This is a genomic window from Pseudomonas sp. IT-P171, from assembly GCF_949767765.1.
Lineage (GTDB): Bacteria > Pseudomonadota > Gammaproteobacteria > Pseudomonadales > Pseudomonadaceae > Aquipseudomonas > Aquipseudomonas fluorescens_B.
The window spans coordinates 101,192-125,982 of the sequence record NZ_CATKQN010000055.1 but is presented as its reverse complement, the minus strand read 5'-3'; the positions used below and the strand labels follow the sequence as shown (position 1 = coordinate 125,982).

Annotated in this window: 21 protein-coding genes; 12 read left to right on the top strand and 9 right to left on the bottom strand. The window is 59.1% G+C overall.

Annotation, left to right across the window (positions count from 1 at the left end):
- Positions 1-77: 77 nt before the first annotated feature.
- Positions 78-440: a cupin domain-containing protein gene (locus ACM6I5_RS22855; protein WP_017341476.1), complete on the bottom strand. Its 363-nt coding sequence runs from the start codon at positions 438-440 to the stop codon at positions 78-80.
- Positions 441-688: 248 nt separating this feature from the next.
- Here ACM6I5_RS22855 and ACM6I5_RS22850 point away from each other — a divergent pair, with 248 nt between their 5' ends.
- Both ACM6I5_RS22850 and ACM6I5_RS22845 read left to right on the top strand, forming a co-directional pair.
- Complete coding sequence (locus tag ACM6I5_RS22850) at positions 689-2,182, top strand: aldehyde dehydrogenase (RefSeq protein WP_017341475.1); 1,494 nt, start codon at positions 689-691, stop codon at positions 2,180-2,182.
- Between the two features lie 185 nt (positions 2,183-2,367).
- The gene (locus ACM6I5_RS22845; RefSeq protein WP_017341474.1) at positions 2,368-3,513 is read left to right on the top strand and encodes an MFS transporter; all 1,146 of its coding nucleotides are present in this window, start codon (positions 2,368-2,370) and stop codon (positions 3,511-3,513) included.
- Between the two features lie 35 nt (positions 3,514-3,548).
- On the opposite strand, the gene ACM6I5_RS22840 is transcribed toward ACM6I5_RS22845, so the two are convergent.
- Both ACM6I5_RS22840 and ACM6I5_RS22835 read right to left on the bottom strand, forming a co-directional pair.
- Entirely contained in the window at positions 3,549-5,117 is a 1,569-nt protein-coding gene (locus ACM6I5_RS22840) for a phospholipase D family protein (protein WP_017341473.1), read from the bottom strand.
- A 60-nt stretch (positions 5,118-5,177) separates the two neighbouring features.
- Entirely contained in the window at positions 5,178-6,611 is a 1,434-nt protein-coding gene (locus ACM6I5_RS22835) for a PLP-dependent aminotransferase family protein (RefSeq protein ID WP_017341472.1), read from the bottom strand.
- Positions 6,612-6,790: 179 nt separating this feature from the next.
- Between ACM6I5_RS22835 and ACM6I5_RS22830 the strand changes: the two genes are divergently transcribed.
- A complete protein-coding gene (locus ACM6I5_RS22830; RefSeq protein ID WP_017341471.1) occupies positions 6,791-7,036 on the top strand; it encodes a DUF1127 domain-containing protein in 246 nt (81 codons plus the stop codon).
- Between the two features lie 51 nt (positions 7,037-7,087).
- On the opposite strand, the gene ACM6I5_RS22825 is transcribed toward ACM6I5_RS22830, so the two are convergent.
- Entirely contained in the window at positions 7,088-8,380 is a 1,293-nt protein-coding gene (locus ACM6I5_RS22825) for an NAD(P)/FAD-dependent oxidoreductase (protein WP_414877953.1), read from the bottom strand.
- Between the two features lie 147 nt (positions 8,381-8,527).
- Here ACM6I5_RS22825 and ACM6I5_RS22820 point away from each other — a divergent pair, with 147 nt between their 5' ends.
- On the top strand, positions 8,528-8,881 hold the full coding sequence (locus tag ACM6I5_RS22820) for a YkgJ family cysteine cluster protein (RefSeq protein ID WP_007947437.1): 354 nt from the start codon (positions 8,528-8,530) through the stop codon (positions 8,879-8,881).
- A gap of 143 nt (positions 8,882-9,024) precedes the next feature.
- On the opposite strand, the gene ACM6I5_RS22815 is transcribed toward ACM6I5_RS22820, so the two are convergent.
- Positions 9,025-9,513, bottom strand: a complete 489-nt coding sequence (locus ACM6I5_RS22815; RefSeq protein WP_003177284.1) for an Lrp/AsnC ligand binding domain-containing protein — start codon at positions 9,511-9,513, stop codon at positions 9,025-9,027.
- A gap of 156 nt (positions 9,514-9,669) precedes the next feature.
- Between ACM6I5_RS22815 and dadA the strand changes: the two genes are divergently transcribed.
- The 6 genes from dadA (at position 9,670) to ACM6I5_RS22785 (ending at position 15,802) form a co-directional block, all read left to right on the top strand.
- Positions 9,670-10,974 (top strand): D-amino acid dehydrogenase, encoded by a 1,305-nt coding sequence (gene dadA, locus ACM6I5_RS22810; RefSeq protein WP_031319174.1) that lies wholly within the window; start codon positions 9,670-9,672, stop codon positions 10,972-10,974.
- A complete protein-coding gene (locus ACM6I5_RS22805; protein WP_017341468.1) occupies positions 10,946-11,299 on the top strand; it encodes a RidA family protein in 354 nt (117 codons plus the stop codon). The genes dadA and ACM6I5_RS22805 overlap by 29 nt, the downstream gene beginning before the upstream one ends.
- Before the next feature lie 96 nt (positions 11,300-11,395).
- Entirely contained in the window at positions 11,396-12,469 is a 1,074-nt protein-coding gene (gene alr / locus ACM6I5_RS22800; protein ID WP_414884766.1) for an alanine racemase, read from the top strand.
- A 126-nt stretch (positions 12,470-12,595) separates the two neighbouring features.
- Positions 12,596-13,144, top strand: coding sequence for a cupin domain-containing protein (locus ACM6I5_RS22795; RefSeq protein WP_007947433.1), 549 nt, complete (start codon positions 12,596-12,598; stop codon positions 13,142-13,144).
- A 182-nt stretch (positions 13,145-13,326) separates the two neighbouring features.
- A complete protein-coding gene (locus tag ACM6I5_RS22790) occupies positions 13,327-13,740 on the top strand; it encodes a c-type cytochrome (RefSeq protein ID WP_017341466.1) in 414 nt (137 codons plus the stop codon).
- A gap of 139 nt (positions 13,741-13,879) precedes the next feature.
- On the top strand, positions 13,880-15,802 hold the full coding sequence (locus tag ACM6I5_RS22785; RefSeq protein ID WP_017341462.1) for an acetyl-CoA hydrolase/transferase C-terminal domain-containing protein: 1,923 nt from the start codon (positions 13,880-13,882) through the stop codon (positions 15,800-15,802).
- 209 nt (positions 15,803-16,011) lie between these two features.
- Here ACM6I5_RS22785 and ACM6I5_RS22780 read toward each other — a convergent pair whose 3' ends face one another.
- On the bottom strand, positions 16,012-16,935 hold the full coding sequence (locus ACM6I5_RS22780; protein ID WP_017341461.1) for a hypothetical protein: 924 nt from the start codon (positions 16,933-16,935) through the stop codon (positions 16,012-16,014).
- A gap of 452 nt (positions 16,936-17,387) precedes the next feature.
- Between ACM6I5_RS22780 and ACM6I5_RS22775 the strand changes: the two genes are divergently transcribed.
- Complete coding sequence (locus ACM6I5_RS22775) at positions 17,388-18,536, top strand: hypothetical protein (protein ID WP_414877949.1); 1,149 nt, start codon at positions 17,388-17,390, stop codon at positions 18,534-18,536.
- A gap of 125 nt (positions 18,537-18,661) precedes the next feature.
- Here ACM6I5_RS22775 and ACM6I5_RS22770 read toward each other — a convergent pair whose 3' ends face one another.
- Complete coding sequence (locus ACM6I5_RS22770) at positions 18,662-19,234, bottom strand: xanthine phosphoribosyltransferase (RefSeq protein WP_010465159.1); 573 nt, start codon at positions 19,232-19,234, stop codon at positions 18,662-18,664.
- Positions 19,235-19,304: 70 nt separating this feature from the next.
- Entirely contained in the window at positions 19,305-21,314 is a 2,010-nt protein-coding gene (rep, locus tag ACM6I5_RS22765; protein WP_017341457.1) for a DNA helicase Rep, read from the bottom strand.
- 265 nt (positions 21,315-21,579) lie between these two features.
- Between rep and ACM6I5_RS22760 the strand changes: the two genes are divergently transcribed.
- Positions 21,580-23,253, top strand: coding sequence for a putative bifunctional diguanylate cyclase/phosphodiesterase (locus ACM6I5_RS22760; RefSeq protein ID WP_017341456.1), 1,674 nt, complete (start codon positions 21,580-21,582; stop codon positions 23,251-23,253).
- Between the two features lie 60 nt (positions 23,254-23,313).
- Here the strand turns inward: ACM6I5_RS22760 and ACM6I5_RS22755 are convergent, their stop codons facing one another.
- Positions 23,314-24,711: a NorM family multidrug efflux MATE transporter gene (locus ACM6I5_RS22755; RefSeq protein ID WP_414877948.1), complete on the bottom strand. Its 1,398-nt coding sequence runs from the start codon at positions 24,709-24,711 to the stop codon at positions 23,314-23,316.
- Positions 24,712-24,791 lie beyond the last annotated feature (80 nt).

Sequence of the window (24,791 nt, the reverse complement as noted above, 5' to 3'; positions counted from 1 at the left end):
AAAAGGCCCGTATCGCGAGATACGGGCCTTTTTTGTTGCCTGAATTTCTTGTTGCCCAGCTCAGACAGCGCAAATCCTCACGCTTTCTGTTCAAACGCCACATAGATCTTGCGGCACGGCTCCAGCACTTCCCAGGTGCCGCGGAACCCGGCCGGGATCACGAAGCGATCACCTGCGCGCACGGTCTTGCTGTTGCCATCGTTGTCGCGCAGCACCGAAACGCCCTGAACGATTTCGCAGTATTCATGCTCGGTGAAGTTCACGTGCCACTGGCCAACCGCCCCTTCCCACACGCCCGCATTCAACTGGCCACACGGGCTGTTGTAGTGGTTGTAAACCACCTGCTCAGGGTCGCCCTTCAAGATTTTCGCCTGGTCCGGTCTGTAGCGCTCGGGCTCGGTAGCGGCCTGGCTGAAGTCGACGATGTTCTGGATGCTCATTGTTGTTATCCCCCGTGATTGCGGCGCGAGTGGCTGGAAAGGTGCTGGAAAGCCCAAAGTCTATGTTTATTAAAATGAACACCGCAAGGCCGTTTAACGACCTTATGTCAAATATATTGAAACAACCCCGGTCACTGGTTTAGGGTGGCGGTTGCCTTTGGCCGAATTGCAGGCTGGCCGGGCAGAATTCCTGGGGACGTCCGCGAAGAACGCGGGGCGCTCGTATTCAATAAGAGGAGGACACTCGAATGACCACCCTGACTCGTGCCGATTGGGAACAACGGGCTCGCGATCTGAAGATCGAAGGCCGCGCCTACATCAATGGCGAATACACCGATGCCGTCTCCAGCGAGACCTTCGAGTGCATCAGCCCGGTCGATGGCCGTCTGCTGGGCAAAGTCGCCAGCTGTGACGCCGCCGATGCCCAGCGCGCTGTTGAAAACGCTCGTGCCACGTTCAATTCCGGCGTCTGGTCGCGCCTGGCGCCGACCAAACGCAAAGCCACCATGATCCGTTTCGCCGGCCTGCTGAAACAGCACGCCGAAGAACTCGCCCTGCTTGAAACTCTGGACATGGGCAAACCGATCAGCGATTCCCTGTACATCGACGTTCCCGGTGCGGCGCAAGCCCTGAGCTGGAGCGGCGAAGCCATCGACAAGATCTACGACGAAGTCGCCGCGACCCCGCACGATCAACTGGGTCTGGTGACCCGCGAGCCGGTGGGCGTTGTCGGCGCCATCGTGCCGTGGAACTTCCCGTTGATGATGGCCTGCTGGAAACTCGGCCCGGCGCTGTCCACCGGTAACTCGGTGATTCTCAAGCCGTCGGAAAAATCGCCGTTGACCGCCATCCGCATCGCTGCGCTGGCCGTTGAGGCCGGCATCCCGAAAGGCGTGCTGAACGTGCTGCCGGGTTATGGTCACACCGTCGGCAAGGCTCTGGCCCTGCACAACGATGTCGACACCCTGGTGTTCACCGGTTCGACCAAGATCGCCAAGCAACTGCTGATCTACTCCGGCGAATCGAACATGAAGCGCGTCTGGCTTGAAGCCGGTGGCAAGAGCCCGAACATCGTGTTCGCCGATGCTCCGGACCTGCAAGCTGCCGCAGAAGCCGCCGCCGGCGCCATCGCCTTCAACCAGGGCGAGGTCTGCACCGCCGGTTCGCGTCTGCTGGTCGAGCGCTCGATCAAGGACAAATTCCTGCCGCTGGTGATCGAAGCCCTGAAAACCTGGAAGCCAGGCAACCCGCTGGACCCGGCGACCAACGTCGGCGCGCTGGTGGATACGCAGCAGATGAATACCGTGCTGTCCTACATCGAATCCGGCCACGCCGATGGCGCCAAACTGGTCGCTGGCGGCAAGCGCACGCTGCAGGAAACCGGTGGCACTTACGTTGAGCCGACGATTTTCGACGGCGTCAGCAACGCGATGAAAATCGCTCAGGAAGAAATCTTTGGCCCGGTCCTGTCGGTCATTGCTTTCGACACTGCCGAAGAAGCCGTCGCGATTGCCAACGACACGCCTTACGGCTTGGCCGCCGCGGTGTGGACCAAGGACATCTCGAAGGCTCACCTGACTGCCCGTGCGCTGCGTGCCGGTAGCGTGTGGGTCAACCAGTACGACGGCGGCGACATGACCGCACCGTTCGGTGGCTTCAAGCAGTCGGGCAACGGTCGCGACAAATCGCTGCACGCGTTCGACAAGTACACCGAGCTGAAGGCGACCTGGATCAAGTTGTAAGCCGTTAAGGGAGGCCTATAAGTAACAGTCCTCCCGAACGACGCAGATCCCTTGTGGGAGCGAGCCTGCTCGCGATAGCGGTGTAACAGTCGACGAAAATGTTGAATGTTGCTCCGTCATCGCGAGCAGGCTCGCTCCCACAGTGTTTTGTGTTGTACATAAAGATATCCACAGGAGCGTGGAACATGCGTTGGGCGACTTATTTCGCCGTGTTGGCGTCTGTCTTGAGTGTCGGCCTGGCCTTGGGCGTCAGCATGCCGCTGGTATCGTTTCGCCTGGAAGGCTGGGGCTACGGTTCGTTTGCCATCGGCGTAATGGCCGCGATGCCGGCGATTGGTGTGTTGCTGGGGGCGAAAATCTCCAGTCATCTGGCGGCGCGTCTCGGCACGGCCAATCTGATGCGCCTGTGCTTGTGGGCCGGGGCGGTATCCATCGGGTTGCTGGCGCTGTTGCCGAGCTATCCGGTGTGGCTGGTGCTGCGATTGATGATTGGTGTGATCCTCACGCTGGTCTTCATTCTTGGCGAAAGCTGGATCAATCAGCTGGTGGTCGAGCAGTGGCGTGGCCGACTGGTGGCACTGTACGGCAGCAGCTATGCGCTGAGTCAGTTGGCCGGGCCGTTGCTGTTGGGCGTTCTGGGCACCGAACACGATTATGGCTTCTGGGTCGGCGTCGGTTTGCTCACGGTGGCGCCGTTCCTGTTGCTGGGTCGCAGCGGCGCACCCACCAGTGAAGCCTGCAGCGTGACCTTCAGCGACTTGTGGCGCTTCTGCCGAGGACTGCCGGCGATTGCCTGGGGTGTGGCGCTGTTCGCGGCGTTCGAGGCGATGATCCTGACCTTGTTGCCGGTCTATTGCCTGCGTCAGGGGTTCACTACTGAGATAGCCTTGGCGATGGTCAGCACCGTGGTGGTCGGTGATGCCTTGCTGCAATTGCCGATTGGTGCGTTGGCGGATCGCCTGTCGCGACGCACGTTGTTCACCGGTTGTGCTGTGGTGCTGATGCTGTCGAGTCTGGCAATCCCGTTGCTGATCGACACGTTGCTGATCTGGCCGTTGTGGGTACTGTTCGGCGCCAGTGCCGGGGGCTTGTTCACCTTGTCACTGATCCTGATCGGCGAGCGTTATCGCGACGACGCGCTGGTGCGCGCCAATGCGCATATCGCGCAGCTATGGGGCATTGGTTGTCTGGTCGGACCGTTGGCTGCCGGGGCTGGCAGTCAGTGGATCAGCGGGCACGCGTTGCCTCTTTTGATGGCGGCTGGTGCGTTCGGGCTGGTGATTTTGCTGATGCGCGAAGGTGCATTCGGTACGGTCGCCGAGCCTGCCTGACGCCACGGACTGTCCCGCGGGGGGTGTGTCGTCTGTCAGAGCATCCGTTCCAGGCCGACCGCGGTACTCATCCACGCATTGAAATGGCGCCACCAGCTGCCCGGCTCCTTGGTCAGCGTATGCATTTTTCCGTCGTCCTCGGTCACCCAGACGATCCGGTCGTTTTCCAGCTTCACCTGATAACTGAGGGGCGGCGCCATACCCTCCATCGCCGCTGTGCGCACATGCGCGGCGAGTTCGGGGCTGTCCACCAGCACGCCGACTTCGGTGTTCCACAACACTGAGCGCGGGTCGAAGTTGAACGAGCCGATGAAGGATTTCTGCTGATCGAAGATCATCGCCTTGCTGTGCAGGCTCGAATCGGAACCACGGTAGGACTTGCTGTAGAAAATATGCGGCCCGCTGCCGCCGCCTTCGCCGGGCTGGCGGCGCAATTCGTACAACTTCACGCCATGTTCCAGCAGCGCCCGGCGATAGGGCGCGTACCCGCCGTGCACCGCCGGGACGTCGGTGGCTTCCAGCGAGTTGGTCAGCAGGCTGACGGAGACCCCGGCATCGGCGCGGCCAGTGAGGTAAACCAGCCCCGGTTGCCCCGGTACGAAGTATGCCGAGATCATGATCAGCTCTTTGCTGACGCCGGTGAGCTCGGGCGCCAACTGCGTGGTGAGCAGCAAGTGCGGGTCAGGCTCGCCGTCTGACAGGACCTTGCTCGGTGCGTCCCACAACGCCTGGTTCCAGGCCCAGATCAACTCCCGGCGCCAGATGTCCATGCGCGGGTTTGTGGTGTAGGTCATCAGCTGCTGATACAGCGCGTGATTCTGCTTGCGCGTCTCTTCCAGCGACTCTTCCAGGCGGGTGCGGGTATTTTGCAGGTCCTTTTGCGTCGGTTTGCTCGACAGGAACTCATCGATCGGCTTGCTCAGCGCACTGTTCCAGTACTGGTCGAAACTATGGCCAAGCTGCTCGGCAACCGGCCCGACGCCGAGCATGTCGATGTCGGTGAAGTTCAGGTTGGGCTCGGCATCGAAATACTCGTCCCCCAGATTGCGGCCACCGACGATGGCCGCGCTGTTGTCCGCCAGCCACAGCTTGTTGTGCATGCGCCGGTGTTGCAGCGACAGGTTGAACAGCCGGCCCATGGTTCGCGTCACGCCTGTGGCCCGGCCCAGATGCAACGGGTTGAACAGGCGGATCTGGATCTGCGGGTGCGCCGCCAGGGTCGCAATGATCCAGTCGAGGCCGTCGCTGGTGGTGTCGTCGAGCAGGATTCTCACGCGCACGCCACGGTCGGCGGCCTTGAGCAATTCCTCTGCCAGCATGCGGGTGCTGATGCCGTCGTGGACGATGTAGTACTGCAAATCGAGGCTGCTTTGGGCGTTGCGGATCAACTCGGCACGGGCCATGAAGGCTTCGCCGCTATTGGACAGCAGGCGAAAACCGGACTTCCCCTCATGGGGCGCGGCCTGGGCCTGGATCGATCGACCGAATGCCGAATCACTGGCGGGCAGCGCCTGACTGGGCTCGCGTTGAACGTCGAAGCTGGCGCAACCTCCCAGGAGCGAGGCCAGTAGCAGAAGAGCGAGCAGGGGCTGTCTGACTCTCACGTAGGATCGTTCCGATTGGCGGCAGGTGTCCGCATATGGACGCTGGATTCCGGTAAAAAGTCAGTCCGTGAAGCTGTCATTTTCCGCCAGCAGTTTGATCGCCGCAGCGCCGACCTTGCGCACCGCGTCTTCGATCTGTGGTGTTGGCTTGGCAGCGTAGTTCATCCGCAGGCAATTGCGGTACTTGCCCGAGGGCGAAAAGATGCTCCCGACGGCAATCTGTACGCCCTGGTCATGTAAGGCGCGATTCAGTTTCAGGGTGTCGAAACCATCAGGCAGTTCGACCCAGAGCATGAAACTGCCTTGCGGGCGACTGGCGCGGGTGCCGGCGGGGAAATAGCGGCTGACCCAATCGATCATCATGTCGCGATTGCGCTGGTATTGCGTGCGCATCCGCCGCAAATGCGGTTCGAAGTGACCGGCTTTGAGGAATTCGGCGATGGCAATCTGCGGCTGCGGCGCCGTAGAGCCGGTGCTGATGTATTTCATGTGCAGCACCCGCTCCAGATACCGGCCCGGTGCAACCCAGCCGATGCGCAAACCCGGCGCCAGCGTTTTGGAAAATGAACTACAGAGCAGGACCCGGCCGTCTTCGTCGAAGGATTTGATCGTGCGGGGACGCGGGTAGTTGTAGGCCAGTTCGCCATACACATCGTCCTCGATAATCGCCACGTCGAAACGCTGTGCGAGCGTCAACAACGCACGTTTGCGCGATTCCGGCATGATGTAGCCCAGCGGGTTGTTGCAGTTGGGCGTCAACTGTATGGCCTTGATCGGCCATTGTTCCAGAGCCAGTTCCAACGCATCGAGGCTGATCCCGGTCAGCGGGTCGGTGGGGATTTCCAGGGCCTTCATATTCAGGCCCTTGAGCGTCTGCATCGCGCCGTGAAAGCTGGGTGAGTCCACCGCGACGATGTCACCTGGCTCACAGATAGAGCGAATGCTGGTGGACAGCGCTTCGTGACAGCCAGTGGTGATCACCAGGTCGTTGGCGGTCAGTTGGCATCCGGAATCCAGCATCAGGCGGGCGATCTGCTCGCGCAGTTCGAGGGTGCCGTGAATGTTGTCGTAATACAGACCGGGCATATCCTGCCGCCGACTGATGCGGGCGAGGTTGCGCAGCAACGGTTTCATGGTCGGGGTGGTGATGTCTGGCATACCGCGGCCCAGTTGCACTACATCCTTGCGCGGTACCGCACGGATCAGTTCCAGCACTTGATCCCATTGCGAAATATCCACCGGGCGCTGGGCGGGGCGACCGATCGCCGGCAACTCCGGCAGTTCACGACTGACCGGAACGAAGTAGCCGGATTTGGGTTTCGGCATCGCCAGGCCGTTGTCTTCCAGCACCCGATAGGCTTGCTGCACCGTGCTCAGGCTGACGCCATGCTCGACGCTCAGCGCCCGCACCGACGGCAGCCGGTCACCGGGGCGATAGAAGCCCTGTTCGATACGCGTGCCGAGCAATTCGGCGAGGTTGACGTAAAGGGTCATGGCGCAGTCTCGGTGTAGGTGATTCGCTTAACCAGTACAGATCAGGTAAAAAATCATGATTCAGAGGCTAAAACGCGAAATCTGTATGGAGTTAATACTGACAAGTTGAATCTGTAATGCTTTTCGCCGTCCACGCATCATGAAAGCTCTGGCTACCCAAGTAAACAGGAGCAATCAAAATGAACGGCTTGAGCGATGTGCGGCTGGCGTTACGCAGTCAGGAACTGGCGGCAGGGCAAAAAAACGGTGCGCGGGAAGCGATTATGCGCAACGCACCGTCCGGCCTGAGTCGCTGGGGCCTGTTCTGGCATCGTCTGCACACGCGCAAGGCGTTGCTCGATCTGACGCCGGAGCAATTGAAGGATGTCGGGTTGAGTCGGGAGCAGGCGCGGGAGGAGGGACTTAAGTCTTTCTGGAGGATCTGAAGCCTAAACGCGATCCCCTGTAGGCGCTGCCGAAGGCAGCGCCTACAGGGTTCAGACCAACTCTTTCATCCGGTGCCACAACATCCCCAACGCCAACAGCGGCGAGCGCAAATGCTTCCCGCCGGGGAAGGTGATATGCGGCACCTTGGCAAACAGATCGAACCCACCACCCTGCTGCCCACTGATCGCCTCGGCCAGCAACTTGCCTGCCAGGTGCGTGGCATTCACCCCGTGACCTGAATAAGCCTGGGCGTAATACACATTCGGCTGATCCTTGAGCCGGCCGATCTGCGGCAGGCGGTTGGCGCCGATACCGATCATCCCGCCCCATTGATAATCGATTTTCACCCCACCCAGTTGCGGAAAAACCTCCAGCATCTTCGGCCGCATGTACGCGGCGATGTCCTTCGGGTCGCGACCTGAATAGTGGCAGGCGCCACCAAAGAGCAAGCGTCGATCCGCCGAGAGCCGGTAGTAATCGAGCGCCACCCGCTGATCGCAGACCGCCATGTTCTGCGGCAGCAGTTCGTGCGCCTGTTCTTCGCTCAAGGGTTCGGTGGCGATGATGTAGCTGCCGGCGGGCAACACCTTGCCACTGAGTTCGGGGTTGAGCTGGTTAAGGTAGGCATTACAGCCCAGCACCAGCGTCTTCGCGCGAACCGAACCTCGAGCCGTATGGGCCTTCACCTCCGGGCCGTAATCGATGCGGGTTACCGCCGATTGTTCGAACAACTTCGCGCCCAATTCCTGCGCGGCGGCAGCTTCGCCCAAGGCCAGGTTGAGAGGGTGCAGATGCCCGGAGCCCATGTCGATCAGGCCACCAACGTAGCGGTCGGAACCCACCACCGAGTGCATTTCATGGGCTTGCAGCAAACGGGTTTCGTAGCGGTAGCCGAGGCTGCGCAGTTCTTCGGCGTCTTCGGCGAAACCTTCCAGGTCGCGAGGCTTGTTGGCGAGATCGCAGTAACCCCATGTCAGGTCGCAAGGGATCTGAAAACGCTCGACCCGCTGTCGGACGATTTCCACCGCTTCCAGGCCCATGAGTTTCATCTGACGCACACCGTCCGCGCCGATCACGTTGGTGAATTGATCGAGCCCATGACCGACGCCACGAATCAGCTGCCCTCCGTTGCGGCCGCTGGCGCCCCAGCCAATCTTTTGCGCTTCGAGTAGCACCACGCTGAGGCCGCGTTCTGCCAGCTCAAGCGCGGTGTTCAGCCCGGAAAACCCACCACCGATCACGCACACATCGGCCACCAAATCCTCCGTAAGCACCGGGTAATCGGGCTGTGGCAGGCTGCTGGCGGCGTAATAGGAAGCAATGTGCTGGGCGCGGGCATTCATGCGCGTCATCCTGAGTCTTGTGTCTAGAAAATTTGACGGAGCATAAGCCGGACCTTCCGGCGCGGGCAACACTGGTCGGTTGTGGCTGTCTGGATCGACACTTTTGCTGCAGAATCCCGCTCTATTCCGCTTTGGACTACCGTTTCGATGAGCTGCAACAGTCAGAAAATCCGCACCTTGCGCCAGCAGATCCCCTCGTTCGAGTGCGTGCCCGGCTGCCATGACTGCTGTGGGCCGGTGACCACATCACCCGAAGAAATGTCCCGCCTGCCGCGCAAGACCCGCGCCGAGCAGGATGCGGCGATGGATGAGCTGAACTGTGTGCACCTTGGGCCGAACGGCTGCACGGTGTATGACGAGCGGCCGCTGATTTGTCGGTTGTTTGGCACCACCAAGACGCTGCCGTGCCCGAATGGGCGGGGGCCGGTTGAGTTGATTCATCCGCGGGTGGAGAAGCAGATTCATGAGTACATGGCTTCTACCCGGCAGGTGCTCGTCTGAAGGAAGACCGAGTCGCCTGTAATCGCTAGCAGGCCAGCTCCCACAATGGTTCTGTGTCGTACACAGAATGTGTGTCCACTGAAGTCCACCTGTGGGAGCAGCTGGCCTGCTAGCGATGAGGTCTGAACAGACACCACAAAGGCTCAATCCGGAATCGGCAAACTCAAACTTTCTTTAACCTCTTCCATCACGATATAGCTCTTGGATTCCCGCACATGCGGCAGCTTGAGCAGAATGTCGCCCAGTAGCTTGCGGTACGAGGCCATCTCGGAAATCCGCGCCTTCACCAGGTAGTCGAAATCCCCTGACACCAAATGGCATTCCAGCACGTGGGGCAGTTTCAGCACCGCACGTCGGAACTCTTCGAAAGTATCGCCGGATTTGTAGTCGAGGCTGATCTCGACGAACACCAGCAGACTACCCTTGAGGTGCTGCGGATTCAGCCGGGCGTTGTAGCCCATGATGATGCCTTCGCGCTCCAGGCGCCGAACCCGCTCGGTGCAGGGTGTGGTCGAGAGCCCGACCTTTTCCCCAAGCTCTGTGAAGGAAATGCGCCCGTCGGCTTGCAGGATCCGCAGGATGTTGCGGTCGATCTTGTCCAGCTCACGTTTGGTCTGAGTGTTGGTACGCATAGGGGATGCGCCTCCGTGAAAAGCGTTTTTGCCGAGAATTGTCGCCAAATATAGGTGCTTATATAGTGAAAAGCACTGGCTAATCTTTTTTAAACTGCCCACATCTACGGTCTGAACTACAAACGTCAGCGGCACGCCGCGATGAGGGATATGAAAATGCGCGTTATGGTCTTGGGTAGCGGCGTCATCGGTACCACCAGTGCTTATTATCTGGCGCGTGCCGGGTTCGAAGTGGTGGTGGTGGACCGTCAGCCGGCTGCGGCCATGGAGACCAGTTTCGCCAACGCCGGGCAGGTATCGCCGGGTTATGCCTCGCCGTGGGCGGCGCCGGGTGTGCCGCTCAAGGCCATCAAGTGGCTGCTGCAGCGCCACGCACCGCTGGCGATCAAGGCCACCGCCGACATCGACCAGTACCTGTGGATGGCGCAGATGCTGCGCAACTGCACCGCCAGCCGTTACGCGGTGAACAAGGAGCGCATGGTCCGCTTGTCCGAATACAGCCGCGACTGCCTCGACGAATTGCGCGCCGAAACCGGCATTGCCTACGAAGGCCGAAGCCTCGGTACGACTCAATTGTTCCGCACCCAGGCTCAGCTCGACGGCGCCGCGAAAGACATCGCCGTACTCAAAGAGTCCGGCGTGCCGTTCGAACTGCTCGACCGTGCCGGTATTGCCCGCGTTGAACCGGCCCTGGCCAGCGTCACCGACATTCTCGCCGGTGCCCTGCGCCTGCCGAACGACCAGACTGGCGATTGCCAGATGTTCACCACCAAACTCGCAGAGATGTGTACGAACCTTGGTGTGGAATTCCGCTTCGGCCAAGACATTCAGAAGCTCGACTTCGCCGGTGATCGCATCAACGGTGTATGGATCGACGGCAAGCTGGAAACCGCTGACCGTTATGTATTGGCACTCGGCAGCTACTCGCCGCAACTGCTCAAGCCGCTGGGCATCCGCGCCCCGGTGTATCCGCTCAAGGGTTACTCGCTGACCGTGCCGATCACCAATCCGGCGATGGCCCCGACTTCGACTATCCTCGATGAGACCTACAAGGTCGCGATCACCCGTTTCGATAACCGTATCCGTGTCGGCGGCATGGCTGAAATAGCCGGTTTTGACCTGTCGTTGAACCCGCGTCGGCGCGAAACCCTGGAGATGATCGTCAACGACCTTTATCCTCAGGGCGGTGATCTGGCCCAGGCGAGTTTCTGGACCGGTCTGCGTCCGACCACCCCGGACGGTACGCCAATTGTTGGCGCAACGCCGTTCAGCAACCTGTTCCTGAACACCGGGCACGGTACGCTCGGCTGGACCATGGCGTGCGGTTCCGGCCGTTTGCTGGCCGACCTGATGGCGAAGAAAACGCCACAGATCAGCGCCGAAGGCCTCGATATTTCCCGTTATGGCAGCAAACTCCAGGAGTCCGCAAAACATGGCAATCCAGCGCCAGCTCACCAATGAGCGCATGAGTCAGATCGTCGCTCACAACGGTACGGTGTATCTGGCCGGGCAGGTCGGCGATGACATGAACGCCGGGATTGAACAACAGACTCGCGAAGCCCTCGCCAATATCGAGCGATTGCTCGATCTGGCGGGTACCGATAAGCACCACTTGCTGTCTGTGACGATTTATTTGAAAGACATCGACGCGCACTTCGAGGGCATGAATACGGTGTGGGACAAGTGGCTGCCAAAAGGCGTCGCCCCGGCCCGTGCAACGGTTGAGTCGAAGCTGTGCGAACCGGAAATCCTGGTAGAGCTGTCGGTTGTAGCCGCTCTGCCATAAGCCTGTCAGAAAGATCCCTCTCCCGGTGCTGTGGGCGGTTAACGCCGTCAGCCAGCGCCGGTTTTTATTTCCACGACCGCCTAGAAGCCTGCCGCCATGCGTCCAGCCCGTGCCCTGATCGACCTTCAAGCCCTGCGTCACAACTACCAAATCGCCCGAGAACTCACAGGGGCCAAGGCCCTCGCGGTGATCAAGGCCGATGCCTACGGCCATGGCGCAGTGCGTTGCGCCCAGGCGCTGGAGGGCGAGGCGGACGGGTTTGCCGTGGCGTGCATCGAAGAGGCTCTGGAACTGCGGGCCGCGGGCATTCGGGCGCCGGTGTTGCTGCTGGAAGGTTTTTTCGAAGCCGATGAACTGGCGCTGATCGTCGAGCATGATTTCTGGTGCGTGGTTCATTCGTTGTGGCAGCTCGAAGCCATCGAAAAAGCCGCGCTGAGCAAGCCGATCACGGTGTGGCTCAAGCTTGACTCGGGCATGCACCGGGTCGGCCTGCATCCGAAGGATTACCAGGCGGGCTATCAACGTCTGCTGGCGAGCGGCAAGGTCGCGAAGATCGTGCTGATGAGTCACTTCGCCCGTGCCGATGAGCTGCACAGTCAGGCCAGTGCCGAGCAAGTGGCCGTATTTGAAGCGGCGCGTCAGGGTTTGTCCGCCGAGATCAGCCTGCGTAACTCTCCGGCGGTGCTCGGTTGGCCGCAGATTCCAAGCGACTGGGTACGCCCGGGCATCATGCTCTACGGCGCCACGCCGTTTGAAGAAGCCAACGCGGTAGCCTCCCGCCTGCAACCGGTGATGACCCTGGAATCGAAGGTGATTTGCGTGCGTGAGCTGCCGGCTGGGGAGCCGATCGGTTACGGCGCAAAATTCATCACGCAAAAACCGATGCGTGTGGGCGTGGTGGCCATGGGGTATGCCGATGGTTATCCGCGTCACGCGCCAACCGGTACACCGGTGATGGTTGCCGGTCAGCGCAGCCAGTTGATCGGCCGGGTGTCGATGGACATGCTCTGCGTGGATTTGACCGATGTGCCGCAAGCCGGCCTCGGCTCGACCGTCGAGTTGTGGGGCAAAAATGTGCTCGCCAGCACGGTTGCGGAAGCGGCTGACACGATTCCTTACCAGATCTTTTGCAACCTGCGCCGGGTACCGCTGCTCTATTCCGGGGCTTAAGCCCAAACACTGCGCACCGGAAGTCGCCTCGCCGCACGGGATTCAGGCCAAAGTGTTGTAAATACTGAACGCTGTCGCCATGATAACGCTCAATATTCCTACAACCTGAATCCTGGAGGCGCAAGCTTGGACGTCGGTGAACGACTGCAATCCATCCGTAAGCTCAAAGGTCTTTCGCAGCGTGAACTCGCTAAACGCGCGGGCGTCACCAACAGCACCATTTCGATGATCGAGAAGAACAGCGTCAGTCCCTCGATCAGTTCGCTGCGCAAGGTTCTGGGCGGGATTCCCATGTCCATGGTCGAGTTCTTTTCCGAAGAGATCCTGCAGGAAAAACCGACTCAGATCGTCTACAAGGCCAACGAGCTGATCGATATTTCCGATGGTGCCGTGACCATGAAACTGGTCGGCCGGGCGCACCCGAGCCGCGCCATCGCCTTCCTCAATGAAATCTACCCGCCAGGCGCCGATACCGGTGACGAGATGCTCACCCATGAGGGCGAGGAAACCGGGATTCTGGTGGAAGGACGGCTGGAACTGGTGGTCGGGCTGGAAACTTTTGTGCTTGAAGCAGGCGATAGCTACTACTTTGAAAGTACCAAGCCACATCGCTTCCGTAATCCGTTCGATGCGCCGGCGCGGCTAATCAGCGCAGCCACGCCGGCGAATTTCTAAGAGAAGAGGCGTCCTGCCCGCACGGCAGCGACACCCAAAGGGTTTTTCCGCGGCGCAACAAGACCCCTTCGACTTTGGGGTTGTTTCAGTGCGGCGGGCTTACCGCTATACTTGCGCCCGCCTGCGAACCGTGGCCGTAGGCGTGACTAGCCACCATTGAGGGTGAACGCGTGAATCTAATTATGAAAATGCTGGCTGCACCAGCAACCGTATTGGCCCTATGGGCTGTCAGCGCTCAAGCTGCGACCAGCGACGATATTGCCAAACGCCTTGAGCCAGTCGGCCAGGTTTGCGTTCAGGGTAAAGAGTGCAAGGGGATGGAAGTGGCTGCCTCTGCTGGCGGAGGCGGCGGTGCCAAGGCACCTAAAGACGTGATTGCCAAGCATTGCAATGCTTGCCACGGTACTGGCCTGCTGGGCGCGCCGAAAATCGGCGACAAAGCGGCCTGGAAAGAGCGCGCCGATCACCAGGGCGGCCTCGACGGCATCCTGGCCAAAGCCATCACCGGTATCAATTCGATGCCGCCTAAAGGCACCTGCGCCGACTGCACCGACGACGAGCTGAAAGGCGCAATCAAAGAGATGTCCGGCCTGTAATACGCCTGCATCTTTCGCGAAAAAGCCGCTTTCGAGCGGCTTTTTTGTGCCTGCGATTTGCCGCACGAGGCTGTTCATTGCAGCAAAGACACGGCACGATCGGTCCAACCCCAATTCACGGAATGTAAGGGAGGATCAGATGGTGCAGTTGTGTTCTATCGAACAGGCGGTCGATGATGTGTTGGCACGGTTGCCGGCGCACATCCACATGGGCCTGCCCCTCGGCCTGGGCAAACCCAACCACTTCGTCAACGCGCTGTATCAACGCGTGGCGCAACTGCCCGAGCGGCAGCTGACGATCTACACCGCGCTGTGCCTGGGCCGTCCTTCCTTGGGCGACGGTTTGCAAAAGCGCTTCCTTGAACCCTTCATCGAAAGGGTGTTTGGTGACTATCCGGAACTGGATTTCCTCGCGGGCCTGCACAAGGACAACCTGCCGCCCAACATCCACGTTCATCAATTTTTCATGCAGCCCGGCAGCCTGCTGCATAGCGCATCCGCTCAGCAGGATTACGTCAGCAGCAACTACAGCCACGCCGCGCGGGACATCAATGCCGCCGGTTTGAACCTGGTCGCGCAACTGGTGGCCAGTCACAGCGAGCATCCCGATCGCCTCAGCCTGAGTTGTAACCCGGACATCACCCTCGATCTGTTCCCGATGATCGAGAAACGCCGGGCAGCGGGGGAGACGATCCTGCTCGTGGGCCAGGTGCACAACGACTTGCCGTATATGCCCGGTGATGCGGAAATCGGTATCGATGCCTTCGACCTGCTGATCGATGAGAAGGACACCACCACGCTTTTCTCGACGCCGAACATGCCGGTGGGTTTCCAGGATCACTTCATCGGCCTGCACGCCAGCACGCTGGTGCGCGATGGCGGCACTTTGCAGATCGGCATCGGTGCCATGGGCGACGCGCTGACAGCTGCGTTGCTGGCGCGACAGGCTGACAACGAGGGTTACAAAGCGCTGCTGGCGGACGTGAATCTCAGCCAGTGGGCGCAGTTGATCGACCGTGAAGGCGGAATCGAGCCCTTCGCCAAGGGCCTTTACGGTTGCAGCGAAATGTTCGTCAACGGCTTGCTGGTGCTGGCCGATGCCGGGATCGTGCGGCGCAAGGTCTACCCGGACGTGCCCACTCAGCAACAGGCCAATGCCGGCACCCTGGACGAGGCTGCGCAGATCGACGGCATTTCGGTGCACGGCGGATTTTTCCTCGGGCCACGCAGTTTCTATGAGCGCCTTCGTGAGTTGCCGCAAAGCAAGCGGCTCGAATTCAACATGACCCGCATCAGCTACATCAACGAGCTTTACGGTCAGGAAGAACTCAAACGCTTGCAACGCCTGGATGCGCGATTCATCAACACCGTGTTTACCATGACGTTGCTTGGCGCCGGTGTGGCCGATCAGCTCGAAGACGGGCGGGTACTCAGCGGCGTCGGCGGGCAGTACAACTTTGTCGCCCAGGGCCATGCGCTGGAGGGCGCGCGCTCCATTCTGTTGCTGCGAAGCTGGCGCGAGGCAGGCGGGGAGGTCAGTTCCAACATCGTCTGGCAGTACGGCCATTGCACGATCCCGCGGCATCTGCGCGACATCGTCGTCACCGAATACGGCATCGCCGATTTGCGCGGCAAGACCGATGCGGCGGTGATCGAGGCGTTGCTCAACATCAGCGATTCACGCTTCCAGTCGGGGTTGATCGAACAGGCGCAGGACGTAGGTAAATTGCCGAAAAATTTCCGCATTGATCCGCGTTTTGCCGACAACAGGCCAGAGCGTCTACAGGCGATTCAGGCGCGGCATCCGCAGTTGTTTCCGGAGTATCCGCTGGGGTGTGATTTCACTGGGGAGGAGCGGGACTTGTTGCGGGCGCTCAACTGGCTGAAGAGCAAGTTCAAGCTGACGGAGATTCTGGAGTTGGGCAAGGCCGCTCTGGATGCGCCAGAGCCTGAATCCTTTCCCGAGCATCTGGAGCGGATGCAACTGACCAACCCGGAGGGGTTGAAAGAGGATTTGTTCCAGCGCCTGCTGCTCACCGGCCTGAAGGCCACCGCGCCATAACACGCAACGCAAAACCAACTGTGGGAGCCAGCCTGCTGGCGATGGCTGTCTGTCGGTCATGAAGATTTTGACTGACACGACGCCATCGCCAGCAGGGGAAATGCGGTGTGGCAGATTACTTGATGAAGGTCACGACGCCGCCGGCCACATTTTTGAGACAGGAGGAATAGAACAGGTATTTTTACTTTCGTGGGATACCACTTAATTAGCTAGTGTATTGGGCTTACGTTCACAGATGGACTAAGGAAGTCTATGTGATAACCGGAAGACCCATCACCAATAGCTAAGTGAACTCCACTGATGCCTTCATTCATTTGTGAGTTTGTTTTGTAATCGATATTCGATGAGATAGCCTCGTTTACCCCGATGGCAAACTCCGTCAGCTTAAGTCCTCGAGCACCAGCCGCAAGATCTAAAAGCTTTATTTGCTCTTCATTTTTTATTTTTAGTGAGATGATGGTGTTGTCTTTAATTGATAACACTGCACCTTCTTTCGAAATTCGATTGCTCAGCCAATTAAGTGAAGTTTTTAGGCCCTCTGGTAGGGTCGGGTTAGGTTTTCTGAGCACTGTCAATATACCCGCGATTTTTAATGTTCCGGTAAAAGAAAATGGGCAGGGCTCTTGTGGGTTCATGTGTGCGTAATGAACTTCGAAAAATTCTGCTACGGACTGAACAAAATCGTGAGACACGTCTTCGGCAAGTAGTGCGTAAGGCTGGGCGTGCGGAAAAATGGAGACCTGCGCGTCGGCGTCGTTACCAGAAAGAAAAAAGAAATCATGTGAATTGAGCATGTTTAACACAGATCGCTGTGTGCATAAGGCATGTTCAAAATTGCTACTCAGCAAAAGCTTAAGGCTATAAAGCGCAGTAGCTACAGTGGGTTCGAACACTTGAGTTGCGCAGAAAACGCTTCTTTTGCTTTCTGTATTTTTTGCTAGGTCAAACGTCATTTTTGCGGCGTCATTGCTAAAAGAAAAAACAATACTGTTTCTTGGTAGTTTCTTTAGCTCAAAAATATTGGCTGTGTTGAATCCTTGCAACGCACACTCTCTGAGGAAGTCATTTGAGTCCGAAATAATTAATAATTCTTCACGGCCGAAGAGTGTCGATATCATATTCGTTGGTGACATAAAATTCTCCTGGTTTTTCCAATGCGCGGAAAGAACACTTACCGCGCATTGGTATCATTTACTCAGTGTGAGCCCAGGCCAACGGTGCCCACCCAAAATTATCCGGGCCAGAAGTGATCCGGTTAAGCTTTTCTTTGACGACTTTTTCATTTTTCATATGATCATCCTTTTTCAATTTTTAGTTTGCTCCCCGAGCTGCTTGGGAGTGGACTAATTAATACAGGATTTTTTGGGTGCGTTAAGTGTCTTGCTAGGCATTTTTTAGAATATATTCATCTGTCACGACTCTCGGAGGATGTGATGCGGTTATTTGTGTGGGGCGCATCTGTAGTCTTATTCTGAAAGTTTGATATTTTAATTTTTTATGTTGTTGTGGGTGAGTTTGTGTAGTTAGCTTTATTTATGGGCTTCGTTTTCTGGCTCGATATTAACTGTAGATAGAGGATTATATAGTGCGCGCATCAAAGAAATATCTGTCAGATACGTCTGTCCATCAGGCCTTATTGCTAGTTGATCTAACCGAAACAAACAATCCCAATCACGCCGTCCGGCTGCTGCTGCATGAAGTCCTGGAAGGACTCGCTGAAAAAGGCTGGCCTAAAGCACAGTTACAGACTGGGCCGCGTATTGTGTCTGCTGAAGAAAATTACGGTTTGCTCGGCTATGATCCGACAGAAGTCACGCTCGGGAGTGAACACACCCGTTGGGTCGATGAGTGCTCGCTGTTGCGAACGCAAACCACCAGTCAGATTCCGGCAGCGCTTCAGCGAGCGGCGCAAGTGCGGCAACCGGGGCAGACTATTTTGCTGGCCGCACCGGGTATTACTTTCCGTCGCGATAGTCGGGATCGTTGGCATTGCGCAGAACCGCATCAAATGGATATTTGGGTGCTGGGTGATCCGGATATGTCGACGCATGAACATCTGTTGCGCCTGGTCAGCGATATTCTCAAGTCCGCCGTTCCCGATAAACCTTGGGTCTACAGCAATAGTCCGCATCACTACACGGAGGGCGGAATTGAAGTAAATGTGTTGAATGACTGTGCTCCAGTTGAAGTGTTGGAGTGCGGTCGTATTGCGAGATCTTTGTTGGAGCGCTTGAAAATAGACCCGCTGCGTCATGGGGGGCTGGCGCTGGGGATGGGGCTGGATCGCCTGACAATGCTGCGCAAGGGCATCCCGGATATTCGCTTGCTACGCGATCAGAACGTGCGAGTGCAGGCGCAGATGCATGATCTGAAGCCATGGACGGCAGTATCGCGTTTGCCGTCGATTGCTCGTGACATCTCGTTGGCGGTTACGCCGGGGTTAAGCGAAGAGGTGCTGACCGAGAGGATGTTGCAGGCGGCTGGTGACTGCTCTGACTGGATCGAGGAGATGCAGGTCAAGGGACGCTGGGCGTTCTCGGATTTACCCGCACAAGCAATCAAGCGCCTAGGGCTGCTACCGGGCCAGGAGAATGTACTCCTGCGAGTGGTGCTGCGTGATTGTTCGCGATCAATCACTACCGCTGAGGCGAATGCCTTGTATGCGGACATTCAGGCAGCGATGCATGAAGGGGCGCCGGGGGCGGGTTATCGAATGGATCTTCCAAAGGCTTGAAATCTAATTGCCCGAGTAACCACTCAATCGCCGCGGGAGCGAGCCTGCTAGCCAACATTGCTGTTGGGCTTTATGGCCTCATCGCGAGCAAGCTCGCTCCCACAGGGGAAATGCGGTGTAGCGGGTTATTCGATGAAGGTCACGACACCGCCCGCCAGCGACTGAACGCGAGCCAGCGACTCAACCCGATAACCCTGCGCATCCAGTTCCGCACGCCCACCCTGGAACGACTTCTCAATCACGATCCCCAAGCCCGCCACGGTCGCGCCGGCCTGTTTGATGATCGAGATCAGCGCCTGGGACGCCTTACCGTTGGCCAGGAAGTCATCGATGATCAACACGCGATCGCTGCTGGTCAGGTGGCGCGGGGAGATCGCCACTGTGCTTTCGGTCTGCTTGGTGAACGAGTAAACGGTCGCCGACAGCAGGTTTTCGGTCAGGGTCAGGGACTGATGCTTGCGGGCGAAAATCACCGGTACGCCCAGGTTCAGGCCGGTCATGATCGCCGGGGCAATGCCCGAAGCTTCGATGGTGACGATCTTGGTGATGCCCGAGTCCTTGAACAGCGCAGCGAACTCGTCGCCGATCAGCTTCATCAGCGCCGGGTCGATCTGGTGGTTCAAAAAGGCGTCGACCTTCAGGACCTGATCGGAAAGCACGATGCCTTGTTCGCGAATTTTCTGGTGCAGTGCTTCCATGAAGCATTCCTCTACTGGCGCTGTGTGCGCCTAGCTTGTCAAAAAGTGTTTGGTTGAAAAGTGCTCAATTCTAGCGCTTTAACATCGCCCGTATATCCGCCAATGCGGTATTGCCGCGAACGGCTTTGACTTCAACCGGCGTGTCATCGGTGCCTTCCCAAGCCAGGTCGTCCGGCGGCAATTCATCAAGGAAACGGCTCGGTGCGCAGTCGATGATTTCGCCGTATTGCTTGCGCTTGGCGGCGAAGGTGAAGGCTAGCGTCTGACGTGCGCGGGTAATCCCCACGTAGGCCAAGCGGCGTTCTTCTTCGATGGTGTCGGCTTCGATGCTGGAGCGGTGCGGGAGGATTTCCTCTTCCATGCCCATGATGAACACGTAAGGGAATTCCAGACCCTTGGAGGCATGCAAGGTCATCATCTGCACGCCTTCGGCGCCGTCTTCCTCTTCCTGCTGACGTTCCAGCATGTCGCGCAGGACGAGTTTGCCGATGGCGTCCTCGACGGTCATCTCACCTTCTTCGTCTTTCTCCAGGGTGTTTTTCAACGCCTCGATCAGGAACCAGACGTTACCCATGCGGTAGTCGGCGGCCTTGTCGCTGGAGCTGTTGGTGCGCAACCAGTTCTCGTAGTCGATGTCCATGACCATGCTGCGCAGCGCCGAGATCGGGTCTTCGCCGGCGCACTGCTCGCGGACCTTGTCCATGAAACGCTTGAAGCGCGACAGGCGATCGGTGAAACGCGTGTCCAGATGCTCGCCCAGGCCGATTTCGTCGGTGGCGGCGTACATCGAGATTTTTCTTTCGGTGGCGTAGTTGCCGAGCTTTTCCAGGGTGGTCGAACCGATCTCCCGGCGTGGGACGTTGATCACCCGCAGGAAGGCGTTGTCGTCATCCGGGTTCACGATCAGGCGGAAGTAGGCCATCAGGTCTTTCACTTCCTGACGTCCGAAAAAGCTGTTGCCGCCCGACAACCGATACGGAATCTGGTGATGCTGCAGCTTCAGCTCGATCAGCTTGGCCTGGTAGTTACCGCGATACAGAATCGCGAAATCGCTGTAGGGCCGGTCGGTACGCAAGTGCAGGGTCAGCAGCTCCACGGCCACGCGCTCGGCTTCGGCGTCTTCGTTGCGGCAGCGGATCACGCGGATCTCGTCGCCGTGGCCCATCTCGCTCCACAACTGCTTTTCGAATTCGTGCGGGTTGTTCGAGATCAGCACGTTGGCGCAACGCAGGATGCGGCTGGTGGAGCGGTAGTTCTGCTCCAGCATCACCACTTTCAGGGACGGGTAATCGTCCTTGAGCAGCATCAGGTTTTCCGGGCGGGCGCCGCGCCAGGCATAGATCGACTGGTCGTCGTCGCCCACCACGGTGAACTGGTTGCGCGTGCCGATCAGCAATTTCACCAGCAAATACTGGCTGGCGTTGGTGTCCTGGTATTCGTCCACCAGCAGGTAGCGAACCTTGTTTTGCCACTTTTCGAGGATGTCGGCGTGTTCCTGGAACAGTTTCACCGGCAGCAGGATCAGGTCGTCGAAGTCCACCGCGTTGAACGCCTTGAGCGTGCGCTGATAGTGGGTGTAGACGATGGCGGCGGTCTGCTCCTTGGGGTTGCGTGCGTTTTCCAGGGCTTCGGCCGGCAGGATCAGGTCGTTTTTCCACGAGCCGATCATGTTCTTGATCTCGTCGACGCCGTCGTCGCCCGCGTATTCCTTCTGCATGATGTCGGTCATCAGGGCTTTGACGTCGGTCTCGTCGAAAATCGAGAAGCCCGGTTTGTAGCCCAGCCGCACGTGTTCCTTGCGGATGATGTTCAGGCCAAGGTTGTGGAAAGTGCACACGGTCAGGCCACGGCCTTCGCCGCCCTTGAGCAGGGTGCCGACCCGTTCCTTCATCTCGCGCGCGGCCTTGTTGGTAAAGGTCATGGCGACGATGTACTGGGCGCGGATGCCGCAGTTCTGGATCAAGTGCGCGATCTTGCGCGTGATCACGCTGGTCTTGCCGGAGCCCGCGCCGGCGAGCACCAAAAGAGGGCCGCCGACGTAGCTCACGGCTTCTTGCTGCCGGGGATTGAGTCGGGACATACGTAAATTCAGGAGTCAGTCACGAAATGGGCCGGCATTTTAACAGGCTCAGCGAATTGTGCTGCTCTCTCCGACTTGTGACGCAACACGCTATCTATATTTGCCGGTTTTGTTACTTTCACGCAGGATGCGCGGTGAATTTGCGTCTAATGTTCGTAATTCCGGATACAAAGGTATCGTTTGATAACTGATGTCATTTGGTCATTGGTTATCGGCACGGCATAATGCCCGCCGCCTACATCATTGCAGAGTCTAGGGAGCTAGCTTGTCTACGCCTGTCGAACCCTTGCGTTTGCTGCTACTGGCCGAAGAGCCAGCGTGGGCAGCGTTGTTGCGCGAGTGTCTGGCTCCGATGGGGAGCTCGGCCGTGCTCATCAGCGCTCCAAGCTGGGAATCGGTCAGCACTCTGTTCGATGACAACCGCAGCGCGGTGTTGTTGACGATCCCGGCCCTTCAGCCGGCGCCGGGCCGTTGCAATTTGCCGACGGTGTTGCTGCTCGAGCACGAGCCGCTGTTGCCGCCCGATGGCGTGAGCGACTGGTTGGTGCGTGAGCATCTCGACCCCGGCATGCTGCGCCGTTGCCTGCGCCATGTGCGCGAGCGCGGCGTGCTGGAAAACACCCTGCAGCGCCTCGCCGAACAGGACCCGCTGACCGGCATCGCCAATCGCCAGGGTTTCCAGACCCTGCTGGCCGCGCGACTGGCAGAAAACGAAGGCCGCGGCCTGGCCTTAGGTCACCTCGACCTCGACAACTTCCGCCACGCCAACGACGCCCTCGGCCATCAGGCTGGCGACCGGTTGATTCTGCAAGTGGTCGCGCGGCTGAAAAGCCAGCTCGAGGCGAGCGATCAACTGGCGCGGCTGGGCAGCGATGAGTTCGCCCTGCTGATCGACACCCGCCGCGCGCCGCAACGCGCCGAGTGGATGGCCGAACGAATCACCGAGGCACTGGCAGAGCCCTATTGGGTCGACGGCGAAAGCCTGTTGATCGGTTCCAGTCTGGGCATCGCCCACGCCCGCGCCCAGGCCGGCGCCGATCCGTTGATGTGGCACGCGCACATCGCCATGCAGCAGGCCAAGAGCACTCAAGGCTGCACCTTTCACATCTTCAACGAACGCATCAATCGCAATGCCCGCAGCATGGCCGACCTCGAAAGCGAGCTGCGTCGGGCGTTGCGTCGCGATGAGCTGGAACTGCATTACCAGCCACGCTTGAACCTCGAAGACGGCCAGATTGTCGGCCTCGAAGCCCTGGTGCGCTGGCGTCACGCTGAACGTGGCTTGCTGCCGCCGAGCGAATTCGTGCCTCTGGCCGAGCAAAGCGGTTTGATCGTGCCGCTCGGTTACTGGGTGATTTCCCGCGCGCTGCGCGACATGCAGGCGCTGCGCGAGCTGGGTCTGCCGGCGTTGCACATGGCGATCAATCTGTCGTTCCGGCAGTTTCAGGACAGCCAGTTGCTTTCGACCCTGAGCCGGCTGATTGCCGAGCGCGGCGTCGAGGCGCAATGGCTGGAATTCGAACTGACCGAAACGGCGGTCATGCGTCGTAGCGATCTGGTGAAGCAGACCATGGATGCCCTCGGGCGTCTGGGCGTGCGGTTCTCGCTCGACGACTTTGGCACCGGCTTTTCGTCGTTCGTGCACCTCAACAGCCTGCCGATTGCCTTGCTGAAGGTCGACAAGAGTTTTGTCGGTGGGATGGAGGGGCGCGAAGAGAATCGCAAACTGGTGCATGCCATGATCAATCTGGCGCACAACCTCAATCTTGAAGTGGTTGCCGAGGGCGTGGAAACGCCGGAGCAGCTGGACCTGTTGCGCGGGTTTGGCTGTGATCAGGTGCAAGGGTATCTGATCAGCAAGCCGTTGCCGTTGGCGGAGCTGGTGGATTACTTGAGTTTCGGCAGCAATCAGCAGCCGGCGCTGGAAGGCGTGGTTTAACACGCAGCTTTTGTGGCGAGGGAGAAAGCGCCCTCGCGACAAAAGCTCCCACAGCGGATTTCAGTCAGGTTGAGCCATCCGGAAGCCTTCCTGAGGTGTTGGCTCCCGCCGAATCATCCGCTTCATCTTCCACTCAAACGCCAGCGTCAGGCTCACCGCCGCGCACGCCAGGCCCAGCGCCAACCCCCACCAGACGCCCGTCGGTCCCCAGTTCAAATGGAAGGCCATCCACCAGGCGGCAGGCGCGCCAATCAACCAATAGCAACCCAGCCCGACCAGGAACGTGGTCTTGGCGTCCTTGAGCCCACGTATGCAGCCCATGGCGATGGTTTGCGTACCGTCAAACAGCTCGAACCACGCCGCCACCGCCAGCAGGCTCACAGCCAGTTCGATGACGGGACGGAAGGCCGGATCGTTGTGGTCCAGGAACAGGCCAATCAACTGATTGGGTAGCAGCCAGAAGACCATCGCGAAGCCGAGCATTGCGGCCGCGCCAAACGCGATCCCGACCCGTCCGGCCAGTCGCGCATCCAACAGCTGCCCGGCGCCGTAATGCTGGCCGATGCGCATGGTGATCGCATAGGAAAGCCCCGCCGGAATCATGAACGCCACCGAGACGATCTGCAGCGCGATTTGATGCGCGCCCAGTTGCGTACTGCCCATGGTGCCCATGCACAGCGCCGCGAAGGCAAACAGCCCGACTTCCACCGCGTAAGTGCCACCAATCGGCAGGCCGAGACGCCACAGCTCTTTCAAGTACTGCCGGTTTGGCCGCGAAAGACCCTGGCGCAAGGGATACGCGTCGTACGCCGGGTGCCGCCGAATATGCAGCGCCAACGCCACGGCCATCAGGTTGGCCACAATCGCCGTGACCAGACCTATGCCCACCAGGCCCATTTTCGGCAGGCCGAACATCCCGGTGATCAACGCATAATTGAGCACGAAGTTGGCCACCGTGCCGCCGAGGCTGATGACCATCACCGGCGTCGCCCGGCCGATAGCGCTGGTGAAACCGCGCAGGGCCATGAAACTCAGGTAGCCGGGCAGGGCGAACGGCAGGATCAACAGGAATTGCCCGGCTGCCTGAACGTTGGTTTCAGTCTGGCCGAACATCAGCAGCACCGGTTTGAGATTCCACAGCAGCAAACCGGCGACCAACGCCATCAACCACGCCAGCCACAGGCCGGCCTGGGTCAGTCGCGCCGCCCCGACGATATCGCCCGCGCCCTGACGGATCGCCACCAGGGTGCCGACCGCCGCGATCACGCCGATGCAAAAAATCGACACAAACGAATACGTCGCCGCGCCGAGTCCGCCGCCAGCCAGTGCTTCGGGGCTCAGTCGCGCCATCATCAAGGTGTCAGTGAGGACCATCAACATGTGCGCCAACTGCGAGGCAATCAACGGCCCCGCCAGCCGCAGGATGGCCCAGAGTTCAATACGCGCTGGATGCTGCATGGTCATCACGCTCGACGCTCAAAGAGAACAGGGAAAGCGTCGATTCTCGGCGCTCTGCGGGGTTTGCACAAAGGGATAAA

Excerpts from the sequence above, each read along its gene's own strand:
- ACM6I5_RS22790 (WP_017341466.1), top strand. The coding sequence starts at position 13,327 with ATGAAAATGCTGGCTGCACCAGCAACCGTATTGGCCCTATGGGCTGTC.
- ACM6I5_RS22845 (WP_017341474.1), top strand. The coding sequence starts at position 2,368 with ATGCGTTGGGCGACTTATTTCGCCGTGTTGGCGTCTGTCTTGAGTGTC.
- ACM6I5_RS22830 (WP_017341471.1), top strand. The coding sequence starts at position 6,791 with ATGAACGGCTTGAGCGATGTGCGGCTGGCGTTACGCAGTCAGGAACTG.
- ACM6I5_RS22770 (WP_010465159.1), bottom strand. The coding sequence starts at position 19,234 with ATGGAAGCACTGCACCAGAAAATTCGCGAACAAGGCATCGTGCTTTCC.
- ACM6I5_RS22855 (WP_017341476.1), bottom strand. The coding sequence starts at position 440 with ATGAGCATCCAGAACATCGTCGACTTCAGCCAGGCCGCTACCGAGCCC.
- alr (WP_414884766.1), top strand. The coding sequence starts at position 11,396 with ATGCGTCCAGCCCGTGCCCTGATCGACCTTCAAGCCCTGCGTCACAAC.
- ACM6I5_RS22820 (WP_007947437.1), top strand. The coding sequence starts at position 8,528 with ATGAGCTGCAACAGTCAGAAAATCCGCACCTTGCGCCAGCAGATCCCC.
- ACM6I5_RS22785 (WP_017341462.1), top strand. The coding sequence starts at position 13,880 with ATGGTGCAGTTGTGTTCTATCGAACAGGCGGTCGATGATGTGTTGGCA.
- rep (WP_017341457.1), bottom strand. The coding sequence starts at position 21,314 with ATGTCCCGACTCAATCCCCGGCAGCAAGAAGCCGTGAGCTACGTCGGC.
- ACM6I5_RS22835 (WP_017341472.1), bottom strand. The coding sequence starts at position 6,611 with ATGACCCTTTACGTCAACCTCGCCGAATTGCTCGGCACGCGTATCGAA.
- ACM6I5_RS22850 (WP_017341475.1), top strand. The coding sequence starts at position 689 with ATGACCACCCTGACTCGTGCCGATTGGGAACAACGGGCTCGCGATCTG.
- ACM6I5_RS22780 (WP_017341461.1), bottom strand. The coding sequence starts at position 16,935 with ATGTCACCAACGAATATGATATCGACACTCTTCGGCCGTGAAGAATTA.
- dadA (WP_031319174.1), top strand. The coding sequence starts at position 9,670 with ATGCGCGTTATGGTCTTGGGTAGCGGCGTCATCGGTACCACCAGTGCT.
- ACM6I5_RS22815 (WP_003177284.1), bottom strand. The coding sequence starts at position 9,513 with ATGCGTACCAACACTCAGACCAAACGTGAGCTGGACAAGATCGACCGC.
- ACM6I5_RS22755 (WP_414877948.1), bottom strand. The coding sequence starts at position 24,711 with ATGCAGCATCCAGCGCGTATTGAACTCTGGGCCATCCTGCGGCTGGCG.
- ACM6I5_RS22825 (WP_414877953.1), bottom strand. The coding sequence starts at position 8,380 with ATGAATGCCCGCGCCCAGCACATTGCTTCCTATTACGCCGCCAGCAGC.
- ACM6I5_RS22805 (WP_017341468.1), top strand. The coding sequence starts at position 10,946 with ATGGCAATCCAGCGCCAGCTCACCAATGAGCGCATGAGTCAGATCGTC.